The 11,657-nt window shown below is 70.0% G+C and carries 9 protein-coding genes; 2 read left to right on the plus strand and 7 right to left on the minus strand.

The genetic code is table 11. The features are described from left to right. Positions 1-243: 243 nt before the first annotated feature. From AB0I79_RS23275 to pgsA, 7 genes are all read right to left on the minus strand, one after another. Positions 244-1,926, minus strand: coding sequence for an alkaline phosphatase D family protein (locus AB0I79_RS23275; protein ID WP_357876161.1), 1,683 nt, complete (start codon positions 1,924-1,926; stop codon positions 244-246). Positions 1,927-2,155: 229 nt separating this feature from the next. Then, a complete protein-coding gene (gene pdxS, locus AB0I79_RS23280; RefSeq protein ID WP_357876595.1) occupies positions 2,156-3,070 on the minus strand; it encodes a pyridoxal 5'-phosphate synthase lyase subunit PdxS in 915 nt (304 codons plus the stop codon). A 103-nt stretch (positions 3,071-3,173) separates the two neighbouring features. After that, positions 3,174-4,190, minus strand: coding sequence for a DUF3048 domain-containing protein (locus AB0I79_RS23285; protein WP_357876163.1), 1,017 nt, complete (start codon positions 4,188-4,190; stop codon positions 3,174-3,176). A gap of 62 nt (positions 4,191-4,252) precedes the next feature. Further along, the gene (locus AB0I79_RS23290) at positions 4,253-4,795 is read right to left on the minus strand and encodes a hypothetical protein (RefSeq protein ID WP_357876165.1); all 543 of its coding nucleotides are present in this window, start codon (positions 4,793-4,795) and stop codon (positions 4,253-4,255) included. Continuing rightward, complete coding sequence (locus AB0I79_RS23295) at positions 4,792-5,922, minus strand: glycosyltransferase family 4 protein (protein WP_357876167.1); 1,131 nt, start codon at positions 5,920-5,922, stop codon at positions 4,792-4,794. The genes AB0I79_RS23290 and AB0I79_RS23295 overlap by 4 nt, the downstream gene beginning before the upstream one ends. Then, positions 5,919-6,830 carry a phosphatidylinositol mannoside acyltransferase gene (locus tag AB0I79_RS23300; RefSeq protein ID WP_357876169.1) on the minus strand — a complete coding sequence of 304 codons (912 nt, stop codon included), beginning with the start codon at positions 6,828-6,830 and terminating at the stop codon, positions 5,919-5,921. The genes AB0I79_RS23295 and AB0I79_RS23300 overlap by 4 nt, the downstream gene beginning before the upstream one ends. Next, the gene (gene pgsA, locus AB0I79_RS23305) at positions 6,827-7,450 is read right to left on the minus strand and encodes a phosphatidylinositol phosphate synthase (RefSeq protein WP_357876171.1); all 624 of its coding nucleotides are present in this window, start codon (positions 7,448-7,450) and stop codon (positions 6,827-6,829) included. The genes AB0I79_RS23300 and pgsA overlap by 4 nt, the downstream gene beginning before the upstream one ends. 144 nt (positions 7,451-7,594) lie before the next feature. Here pgsA and AB0I79_RS23310 point away from each other — a divergent pair, with 144 nt between their 5' ends. Beyond that, positions 7,595-9,733, plus strand: coding sequence for an elongation factor G-like protein EF-G2 (locus AB0I79_RS23310; RefSeq protein ID WP_357876173.1), 2,139 nt, complete (start codon positions 7,595-7,597; stop codon positions 9,731-9,733). A gap of 130 nt (positions 9,734-9,863) precedes the next feature. Beyond that, the gene (locus tag AB0I79_RS23315) at positions 9,864-11,420 is read left to right on the plus strand and encodes a family 10 glycosylhydrolase (RefSeq protein ID WP_357876175.1); all 1,557 of its coding nucleotides are present in this window, start codon (positions 9,864-9,866) and stop codon (positions 11,418-11,420) included. Positions 11,421-11,657: the final 237 nt, after the last annotated feature.

The following is an 11,657-nucleotide window of genomic DNA, read 5'->3' on the forward strand; positions in this document are numbered from 1 at the left end:
AGCGGATCGCCGCGGCGGCACCTCAGACCGCGCTACTCCGGCGCCGGGTCGGCGGGACGTGGTGCGGCGAAGTGCGGCGCGACGTGCGAACTGCACGCGATGCCGGAGCACAACACGCGACGTACAAGACACCAAGGGCACAGAGCCCACGATCGCGCGAAGAAGGGCCTTCGGAGCCGCGGGAGCGTGAGCACGTCCAGGAGGTTCGACGTGCTCACGCCGGCCCAGCGGCGAGGCGGGCGGTTACGGACGCTCGGTCTCCAGCCGAACCGTCTCCTCCACGGTCATCCCAGCCCCGCGACGGAGCGTCGGGTCCAGCGGGCGCAGGTACGTCTGCTGCACCCCGGGCACCCGGTCCTCGATGACGAACGTGGCCCGGGTGTACACCTCGGACCCCGGCGTCTGCACCTGCGGCACGACCTTGAAGTCGGCCGCCAGCTGGTCGCGCTCGATCTTCGTCAGCACGTATCCGCGCTGGTTGTTGTAGAACTTCAGATGCGGGTTGATGGTGAGGAACGGATGCTGCGCCGGGTCGGAGTCGGCCCCGTTCCCGCCGGTCGAGATCGACGTGGCCACCAGTTCGGAGCCCACGGTGGGCCCGGTCGGGTCGTCGTAGTCGAGCTTGAGGTCGCTGGCCCAGTGGGCGTGCACGTCGCCGGTCAGGACGACGGGGTTGCGCACCTGGGCGTCGATCCAGCCCTGGGTGATCCGCCGGCGGGAGGCGACGTACCCGTCCCAGGCGTCCTGGGAGGTGACCTTGACGGGCCCGGCGTTGTTGTCACGCTGGGCGAAGAAGACCTGCTGGCCGAGGATGTCCCACTGCGCGCGCGAGTGGCGGAAGCCGTGCAGCAGCCATTCCTCCTGCGCGGCGCCGGTGATCGAGCGGGCCGGGTCGACGGAGGCGGAGCAGTCGCGGTAGCCGTCGCCGCAGCCCTGGTCGTCGCGGTACTGGCGGGTGTCGAGCATGTGGAAGGTGGCCATCCGGCCCCACCGGATGCGGCGGTAGAGCTGCATGTCGATGCCGCGCGGGATGGAGGTGCGGCGCAGCGGCATGTTCTCGTAGTAGGCGCGGAAGGCGGCCTCGCGCCTGCTCAGGAAGTTCGGCTGGGGGTTCTCGGGCCGCTCGGGCACCTCGTCGGCCCAGTTGTTGTCCAGCTCGTGGTCGTCCCAGACGACCAGCCACGGCGCGGCGGCGTGGGCGGCCTGGAGGTCGGGGTCGGCCTTGTACTGGGCGTGCCGCTGGCGGTAGTTGGCCAGGGTCTCGGTCTCGGGTCCCTCGTGGTGGCGGATGTTGCCGCCGGGGATGGTGTAGGTGTTCTTGGTGTACTCGTACTGGTAGTCGCCGAGGTGCAGGATCAGGTCGGGGTGTTCCTCGGCCAGGCGGCGGTAGGAGGTGAAGTAGCCGTGCTCGTACTGGGCGCACGAGACGAAGGCCATGGCCAGGCCGCCGCCGTACGACAGGGGGTGCGGGGCGGTGCGGGCGCGGCCGAGCTGCGAGACGTACGGGCCGACGCGGAAGCGGTACCAGTAGTCGCGGTCGGAGCTCAGGCCCTGCACCTCGACGTGGACGCTGTGACCCCACTCGGGGGTGGCGACGGAGACGCCGGTGCGGACGACGCGGCGGGCCCGCTCGTCGGCGTAGATCTGCCACTGCACGGGGAAGGGCCGCTGCGGCATGCCGCCGAGCCCGTCCTCGGCCATCGGCTGCTGGGCGAGCCTGGTCCAGATCACGAAGCCCTCGCTGTCGGGGTCGCCGCAGGCGACGCCGAGCGTGAACGGGTCGGTGGTCAGGCCGCGCGAGGCGAGGCTCTGCGCGCTCTCGGCCGTGGGGTCGGGGTCGGCGTGCGCGGCACCCGCGGGGATCGCCGCGGCGGCGCCTGCGGCTAACCCTGTGACGAGGAAGTGTCGGCGGTTGAGCTTGGACACGTGTGGCTCCCGGGACGATCAAGGAACGAGGGTTGACCCGTAGCCTGACTGAGGATCATGACTACGCGGTGAACACCACACAACACCAAAAAGGCGACATCCTTCGCGGATGTCGCCTTATTTGGCAATTTCCACCGTCACATTGTGGCGCCCCCGCCAGGCCGTCAGCGGCCTGCCAGACGTGATCGTCTCACGCGTCCAGCGCGGTGACCTGCAACGACGCGCCGGACTACCAGCCGCGCTCGGCCAGGCGGTGCGGCTGCGGGATCTCGTCGACGTTGATGCCGACCATGGCCTCGCCCAGGCCGCGCGAGACCTTGGCGATGACGTCGGGGTCGTCGTAGAAGGTCGTCGCCTTGACGATGGCGGCGGCGCGCTTGGCCGGGTCGCCCGACTTGAAGATGCCCGAGCCCACGAACACGCCCTCGGCGCCGAGCTGCATCATCATCGCCGCGTCGGCCGGGGTGGCGATGCCGCCCGCGGTGAACAGCACGACCGGCAGCTTGCCGGTCTTGGCGACCTCGACGACCAGCTCGTACGGGGCCTGCAGCTCCTTGGCGGCGACGTACAGCTCGTCCTCGGGCAGCGAGGTGAGCCGCTTGATCTCGGCGCGGATCGTGCGCATGTGGGTGACGGCGTTGGAGACGTCGCCGGTGCCGGCCTCGCCCTTGGAGCGGATCATGGCCGCGCCCTCGGTGATGCGGCGCATGGCCTCGCCCAGGTTGGTGGCGCCACAGACGAAGGGCACGGTGAACTGCCACTTGTCGATGTGGTTGGCGTAGTCGGCCGGGGTGAGCACCTCGGACTCGTCGACGTAGTCGACGCCGAGCGACTGCAGCACCTTGGCCTCGACGAAGTGGCCGATGCGGGCCTTGGCCATGACGGGGATCGAGACGGCGTTGATGATGCCGTCGATCATGTCGGGGTCGCTCATCCGGGACACGCCGCCCTGCGCGCGGATGTCGGCGGGCACGCGCTCGAGGGCCATGACGGCCACCGCGCCGGCGTCCTCAGCGATCTTGGCCTGCTCGGGGGTGACGACGTCCATGATGACGCCGCCCTTGAGCATCTCGGCCATGCCGCGCTTGACGCGCGCGGTTCCGGTGACGGGGGTGCTTTCTGGCGTGCTGGTCGACACGGTCATCCTCACGGGCTCTCACGGCGATTCGGTAGGTTTCAAGCCCATCGTAGGTCCTGGAGGACCCCTCCTCCGACATGCCAAGATGTCAGGATTCGCCCCGTGACTTCTACGGAATGACGGGCTTGCGGCTGGCGAGGGCGACCCAGACCTGGCCGGGGGCGAAGTTCATCGGCTCGCCGCTCTCAGTGGTGAACGTCGTGCCGCTCTCCTCCGATTCCCGTTCCCACCGCGCCTTGAAAGCTTTACCGTCACGCAGCACGATCGCGGAACCCTTGCCCGTGGTGTGCACGAGCGGCGTGTAGCTGTCGTTCTTGTCGTGGAACTCCGAGCGCTCGGTCTTGGTGTACTGGACGACGATCGTCGGCGCGCTGAGCTGGCCGCCCTCCGCGGCCATGTTCTTCTTGCCGTCCTGCCAGATCATCCACTGCTGCTTGTCCTCCGACCAGGCGAAGGTGAAGCGGGCCGCGGGCCACTTGACCGTGTACGACTTCTTGTCGACCCCGCCCTCGGCCGGCGCGTCGCCGAAGCTGAAGCCGATGTCCTTGGCCTTGCTCGCCTTGGGCGCCTTGGCCAGGAGCTGCTTGGTGTTGGCGAACAGGTTGTAGGGGGCGAAGCGGCCGGGCTGGCGGAAGTAGGCGCCGGGGTTGCGGGTGTCGCCCACGTCGTACAGGGACGCCTCGGCGATGAACGGCAGCATCTTGGTCTGCGCGCCCGAGTACGAGAAGGCCGGCTTGCCGAACTGCGGCGCGATGTGCAGGTCGGAGATGCGCGCGCTGCGCACGGGGCCCACCTTGGGCGGCAGCTTGGAGGAGAAGATGGCCATGAGGCGGGTCAGCCCGGCCTCCACCTGCTCGATGTAGACGATGTCCGCGCTCTTGAGCCCGAGCTGGGGCTTGCCCGCCGCGGTGTTCTCGATCTTCACCGCGAGCACGGGCTTGAGGCTCGCGTACGGCTTGCCGGTGAACGGATGCGCCTTGACCTCTTCCGGTTCCTCGCTGGGCGCCGCCGTCGCGGACGGCGCCGGTGCCTGGCCGGCGGCCGGGTCGTCCGACGAACAGGCCGCCACGGGCAGCAGCACGGCCGCTCCGGCCAGGTAGACCGTGATCATCCGGGGTAGCCGCACGTGTAACTCTCCTCGCTTCAGCCCGAAAACGGGATGAAGCTTACTGGCTTCCCCAAATCAGGTCATTCAGTTGCCATAGCTGCGGGCGGATTGTCATCAATCTCGAAGAATTGCGGGTACTCCGTGTGCCCGGCCAGGCGCAACGTCCTGGCGAGCCAGCGGTCCTGGGCCGCCCGCGTGACCCCGACCGCGTTGTTGAAGAAGCGGCGCGAGTAGACCACCTTGGCCACGGCCGCGTCGAGCTCCTCCAGCAGCTCGCGCCCGCCGGGCGACTCCGACAGCTTCTCCCTGAACCGCTCCTGGTCCACCACCGCCCGCAGCGTCCGCGACAGGTCGCTCTCGGCGTGCTCGCGCTCCTCCGGCCCGGCCGACCTGGCCTCGTGCGCCGCCGCGGCCAGCACCAGGGACGTGGCGGGGTCGAGCAGGCGCGAGCCGGCCAGCTCCAGCACCACCGCGCGACGCCGCATCAGCGCGGCGTCCAGCGACTCCTGGGCCAGCTCCAGCCGGATGTGCAGGCGGTCCAGCCGCCCGGCCCGCCAGGAGATGTAGACGGCCGTGAGCACGACCACGATGCCCACGATCAGCACGATCATGGTGGATGTCACAGGTCTTCCTCCACGCGTCCCGCGCCGCTCGTGGTGACGGTCTCGTAGACGCGGACGACGTCGCGCGCCACCGTGGACCAGTCGTACTTCCTGACCGCGACCAGCGCCTCGGCGGCCAGCTTGGCCCGCCGCTCCGGCGCGTCGAGCAGCGCGGCGGCCTCGCGCGCCAGCGAGGCGGGGTCGCGGTTGGCGAACAGCGCGCCCGCCTGCCCGTCGCCCAGCACCCTGCGGAAGGCCGGAATGTCGCTGGCCAGCACCGTCGCCCCGGATGCCATCGCCTCGGCCAGCACGATGCCGAAGCTCTCGCCCCGCGTGTTGGGCGCCACGAACACGTCGACCGAGTGGTAGGCGCGGATCTTGTCGGCCTCGCTCACCATGCCCAGCACGGTCACCCGGTCGCGGAACTCCTTCGGCACCTTGTCGAAGACGTCCTTCTCGTCGCCGGGGCCCGCGATGAGCAGCTTCACGTCCGGCCGCTCGGCCGCCAGCGTCCTGAACGCGTCGAGCAGGATCGGCAGCCCCTTGCGCTCCTCGTCCATGCGGCCGAGGAAACCCAGCGTGGACCCGTCGGGGCCCCAGCCGTCGAGCGGCTCCGCCTCGGTGTAGCGGGCGACGGTGACGCCGTTCGGGATGAGCACGGTGTCGCCGCCGAACTGCTCGACCAGGCTCTTGCGGGCCGCGTCGGAGACCGCGATGCGGCCGCTGAGCTTCTCCAGCGCGCTGCGCAGCAGCGGCTCGGCCACGGCGATCGCGCGCGAGCGGGTGAAGGAGGCGTGGAAGGTCGCCACGATCGGCCCCTTGGCCGCCCAGCAGGCCAGCACGCCCAGGCTCGGGATCAGCGGCTCGTGGATGTGCAGCACGTCGAAGCCGCCCGTACGCACCCAGCGCCGCACCCTCGCGGCCGACAGGAACCCGAACGACATCCTGGCCACCGACCCGTTGTACGGCACCGGGATCGCCCGCCCGGCGCCCGTCACGTACGGCGGCAGCTCCTCGTCGTCCGCGGCGGGCGCGATCACCGACACGTCGTGCCCCTGCGCGATCAGCGCCTGGGCCAGGTCGTCGATGTGCTGCTTGACGCCGCCCGGCACGTCCCACGAGTACGGGCAGACGATGCCGACCCTCATCGGGGTTCCAGGTCGTCGAGCCAGAGCCGCTGCAGCATGTGCCAGTCCTCCGGATGCTCGGAGATGCCCTTCTCGAACACGTCGGCCAGGCCCTGCGCCACGGCCGCGACCTTCTCCTGACGGGTGCCCTCGGCGGGGACCGGCAGCTCGGGGTGGATGTGGATGCCCCAGTCGTCGCCCACGAAGTAGACGGTGGCGGGCAGCAGCGCCGCCCCCGTCTGCACCGCCAGCAGCGGCGGCCCCGCCGGGTACTTGGTGGTCGCGCCGAAGAAGCTCACCTCGACGCCGCTCTTGGTCAGGTCGCGCTCGGCCGGCAGGCAGACCACGCCGCCCTTGCGCACCCGCGTCGCCAGGGTGCCGAAGTTGTGCCCGTCGCCACCGGTGAGCGGCAGCACCTCCATGCCCAGCCCCTCGCGGAAGGCCACGTAGCGGCGGAACAGCGACTCGGGCCTGAGCCGCTCGGCCACGGTCGTGAACGGGTGGCCCACGCCCACCAGCCACGCCCCGGCCTGGTCCCAGTTGCCCATGTGCGGCAGCGCCAGCACCACGCCGCGCCCGGCGGCCACCGTGCTGTGGATGTGCTCGGCCCCGATCACGTGGGTGCGGCGCACGAGCTCGCCGCGGTCCATGGCGGGCAGCCGGAAGATCTCGTGGAAGTAGCGGAAGTACGAGCGCATCCCGGCCCTGGTCAGCTCGCGCAGCTGGGGGCTGCCGACCTCCAGGCCGGTCACCCTGGCCAGGTTGGACTCCAGCCTGCGTACGGACTTGCCGCGCCTGCTCCAGACCCGGTCGGCCAGGAACCGGAAGACCGCGGCCGTCGGCCGCTGCGGCAGCAGCGGCACGAGCTTCCACCCCGCCGCGAACCCGGCCGCCACGACGCGGTCGCCGAAGGACACCTTCTCGCTCATCTCTCCCTCGTCTGCTGGTAGACAGCGACCACCCGCTGCCCGACGGTGATCAGGCTCGCCACCGCGAGCAGCCACATGCCCACGGGCAGGATGTACGGAACGCCGAGCCCCGAGAAGCAGGCGGCCACCAGTGCCACCACCAGCCGCTCCGGCCGCTCGGCCAGCCCGACGTCGGCCGTGAGCCCGAGCCCTTCCGCTCTGGCCTTGGCGTAGGAGACCACGGCGCCGGCGATCAGGCACACCAGTGTCACCGCGGCCATCAGAGTGTCGTCGACGGAGATGAAGTACATGATCAGGCCGGCGAAGATGGCGGAGTCGGCGACCCGGTCGAGCGTGGAGTCGAGGAAGGCCCCCCAGGTGCTGCCCCCCTTCCCGCCGAGCCGGGCCACCACGCCGTCGAGCAGGTCGAACAGCACGAAGACAGTGATGACGAGTGCCCCCCAGGTGAGCTGCCCCAGGGGGAAGAAGAGCAGGGCGGACACGACGGTGCCGAGGGTGCCGACCGCCGTGACGGCGTTCGGGCCGATCCCGCGGCCGACGAGGGCCCTGCCCAGCGGGGTGAGTATCCGGGTCATGGCCGGGCGCAGGAGTTTGAGCATCGCGGTCCGATCGTAGGCCATGACGCGCCTGACAACTTTCTTTGCCCCACCCCCCTTGTGATATCCGCCACACGGGTATTTGGTGAACACACCGCGTCCATGCGGTTTCCATTCCCTCCGCGCGGGCGCGGCGTTGGCACACAACCGACGACGCGGGAGGCCGATGTGGCGGAAAGAAACTCTGGTGGGGCCGTGGGAGCCGCGGGCAGGGCACCCGCGGCCGACAGGGCGGATGCGATACGCAATGTCGTGCTGGTCGGCCACTCAGGAGCGGGTAAGACGACCCTCGTCGAGCAGCTGCTGGCCTCGACGGGCACCATCCAGCGCCCTGGACGGGTGGAGGACGGCAACACGGTCAGCGACTTCGACGAGGTGGAGGTCCGGCAGCAACGGTCGGTCAACCTCTCCGTGGCGCCGCTGGTGCACAACGGCATCAAGATCAATCTTCTCGACACCCCGGGCTACGCCGACTTCGTGGGCGACCTGCGCGCGGGGCTGCGCGCGGCCGACGCGGCGCTGTTCGTGGTGTCGGCCTCCGACGGCGTGGACGGTCTCACCCAGATGCTCTGGGAGGAGTGCTCGCAGGTCGGCATGCCGCGGGCGGTCGTGATCACCAAGATCGACCACCAGCGGGCCGACTTCGACGAGGTGCTCGCGACCTGCCAGGACATCTTCGGCGACGGCGTCGCGCCGCTCTACCTCCCGGTGATCACCAACGGTCACGTCAACGGGCTGATCGGGCTGCTGACGCAGAAGTTCTACAACTACGCCACGGGCGAGCGCACGGTGAAGGAGCCGGGCGCGGAGTACGAGGCGCAGATCGAGGAGCACCGCGGCGTGCTGATCGAGGGCATCATCCAGGAGAGCGAGGACGAGTCGCTCATGGAGCGGTACCTCGAGGGCGAGCCCATCGACACCAAGGTGCTCATCGACGACCTGGAGAAGGCCGTCGCGCGGGGCAGCTTCTACCCGGTGCTGTGCAGCGGCATCGGCGTGGGCGCCCAGGAACTGCTCGAGCTGATGACGCAGGGCTTCCCGTCGCCGCTCGAACATCCCATGCCCGAGATCACCGACCTGTCCGGCAAGCCGGTCAAGGGCATCACGTGCGACCCCGACGGGCCGCTCGTGGCCGAGGTCGTCAAGACCACCAGCGACCCGTACGTGGGCCGCATCAGCCTCGTCCGCGTCTTCTCCGGCACCCTGCGCCCCGACATGACCGTGCACGTCTCCGGGCACGGCCTGGCCGACCGCGGGCACGAGGACCACGACGTCGACGAGCGCATCGGCACCCTGACCTGCCCGCTGGGCAAGCAGCAGCGCAACATCGCCAAGGGCATGGCGGGCGACATCGTGGCCGTGGCCAAGCTGTCGCGCGCCGAGACCGGCGACACGCTGTCGGAGGTGGAGCGCCCGCTGCTGATGACGTCCTGGATCATGCCCGACCCGCTGCTGCCCGTGGCGATCAGGGCCAGGTCCAAGGCCGACGAGGACAAGCTGTCGCAGGCTCTCGGCCGGCTGGTGGCCGAGGACCCGACGCTGCGCCTGGAGAACAACGCCGAGACCCGCCAGCTCGTCCTGTGGTGCATGGGCGAGGCGCACACCGACGTGCTCCTCGACCGCCTGGCCAAGCGGCACGGCGTGGAGGTCGAGCGGATCGAGCTGCGGGTGCCGCTGCGCGAGACGTTCGGCGGCAAGTGCCAGGCGATGGGGCGCAACGTCAAGCAGACCGGCGGCCACGGCCAGTACGCCATCTGCCACCTCGAGGTCGAGCCGCTGCCGTCCGGCGGGGGCTTCGAATTCGTGGACAAGATCGTGGGTGGCGTGGTGCCCCGGCAGTTCATCCCGTCGGTGGAGAAGGGCGTGCGGGCCCAGATGGAGCGCGGCGTCGTCGCCGGGTACCCGATGGTGGACGTGCGGGTCACCCTGTACGACGGCAAGGCGCACTCCGTCGACTCCTCCGACATGGCCTTCCAGATCGCGGGCCAGCTCGCGCTCAAGGAGGCCGCCTCGAAGGTCCCGACGCTGCTGCTGGAGCCCGTGGACGAGCTGGCGGTGCTGGTGGCCGACGACCACGTCGGGTCCGTGATGTCCGACCTGTCGTCGCGGCGCGGGCGCGTGCTCGGCACCGAACCGGTCGGCACGGGCCGCACGCTGGTCAAGGCCGAGGTGCCCGAGCTGGAGATCACGCGGTACGCGATCGACCTGAGATCCATGTCACACGGCACGGGCACGTTCACGCGCACGTTCCTGCGCTATGAACCGCTGCCCGCGAACCTCGCAACCAAGCTGACGGCCGCGGATTGAGCTCCGCGGAGAGCCGGGAGGGATTTGTCCCTCCCGGCCCAGCAGTAGGCTTTTGTCACAAACGTGTCACGACTTGATTTCGGTTTTTCGTACCGAGCATGCCGGAGCAGCTGTCACACTGGGTGGCACTATGCGAACTGGACGCCCACTCCTAGCCGCTGCCGCCCTGGCCGTCGCCACGACGACCGCCGCCTACGTCTTCGGACCCGCGGAGAGCCCGGCAGCGAGCGAGAAGAAGACGACCGTCGCCCCACCCCCCGCTGCGGCCTGCAAGGCCGATGCCCGCTTCCCGAAGCGTGAGCTGCGCGGAGTGTGGATCGCCACGACCCAGAACATCGACTGGCCCTCCAAGGCCGGCCACGGCATCGACCGGCAGAAGGCCGACTACGTCAAGATCCTGGACAACGCCGCCAAGCGCAATCTCAACGCGGTCTTCGTCCAGGTCCGGCCCGCCTCCGACGCCCTCTACAAGAGCTCGCTGGAGCCCTGGTCGCAGTACCTGACCGGCACCGCGGGCAAGGACCCCGGGTGGGACCCGCTGCCGTTCCTCATCGACGAGGCGCACAAGCGCGGCATGGAGTTCCACGCCTGGTTCAACCCCTACCGCGCCTCCTACGGCGACAGCGCCTCGGCGCTGCCCGCCAACCACCCGGCGCGCCGGCACCCCGACTGGACCGTCAAGTACGGCGGCCGCCTCTACTACAACCCCGGCCTGCCGGCCGTCCGCGAGCACGTGACCAAGGTCATCACCGACGTGGTGGACCGTTACGACATCGACGGCGTGCACTTCGACGACTACTTCTACCCCTACCCCGTGGCGGGGGCGAAGTTCGACGACACCGCCGCCTTCCGCAAGTACGGCAAGGGCGCCTCGCTCGCCGACTGGCGGCGCGGCAACGTCAACAAGCTCGTCGCGCAGGTCGACAAGGCCGTCCACGCGTCCAAGCAGCACGTGAAGTTCGGCATCAGCCCGTTCGGCATCTGGCGCAACAAGGCCCAGGACCCGACGGGGTCGAGCACGTCCGGCATGTCCGCGTACGACTCGATCTACGCCGACGCGCGCGCCTGGATCAAGTCCGGCACCGTCGACTACGTGCTGCCCCAGCTCTACTGGCCGCGCGGGCACAAGCTGGCCGACTACAACACGCTGGTGCGCTGGTGGTCCAACGAGGTCAAGGGCAGCGACGTGCAGCTCTACATCGGCCAGGGCGCCTACCGGGTCGGCGCCAAGGACGACAGGACCTGGCTCAAGCCCGGCGAGCTCGCCGGCCAGGTGGGCGTCAACCGCGCCAGCAAGCAGGTCGACGGCGCCGTCTACTTCAGCGCCAAGAACCTGATGGCCAACCCGCTCGGGGCGGTCGACCGGATGGCCAAGGCCCACTACAGCCGCCCGGCGCTGCTGCCGCTGCAGGACTCGCTCGGCGGCTCGGCCCCGGCCGCCCCTGCCGACGCCAAGGCGGCGGGCACGCGGTTGTCCTGGAAGCCCTCGGAGGGGGCCCGGGCGTACGCCGTGTACCAGGTGCCCAAGTCCGGCAAGGACTGCCACACCACCGACGCGCGGAACCTGGTGGCCGTGGTGAGCGACCCGTCCTACGCCGCGAAGTCGGCGGGGACGTATCTGGTCACCTCGCTCGACCGCCTGCACCACGAGAGCAAGGCGGTGAAGGTCAAGGTGGACGAGGTCTGAGCCTCGCGTGACGCCGAAAGGCCGGTCGACTTTCGACCGGCCTTTCGCCATTTTCTCCGCTTTCTTGGGCCATGCTGGGGCTTATGCGACTGATCCGGATCTTGTCCTGTGCGGTCGTCAGCGTGCTCCTGCTGGGCCTCGTCGGCAGGCCTGGGGAGGTCATGACCTCGATCGAGAGCTCCCCGGAGCCGTGGCAGGGATCCGGGACGGGCCGGCGGGGACGTGGGCACCGGTGAC

This window comes from Nonomuraea sp. NPDC050202 (assembly GCF_040656115.1).
Classification (GTDB): Bacteria; Actinomycetota; Actinomycetes; order Streptosporangiales; family Streptosporangiaceae; genus Nonomuraea.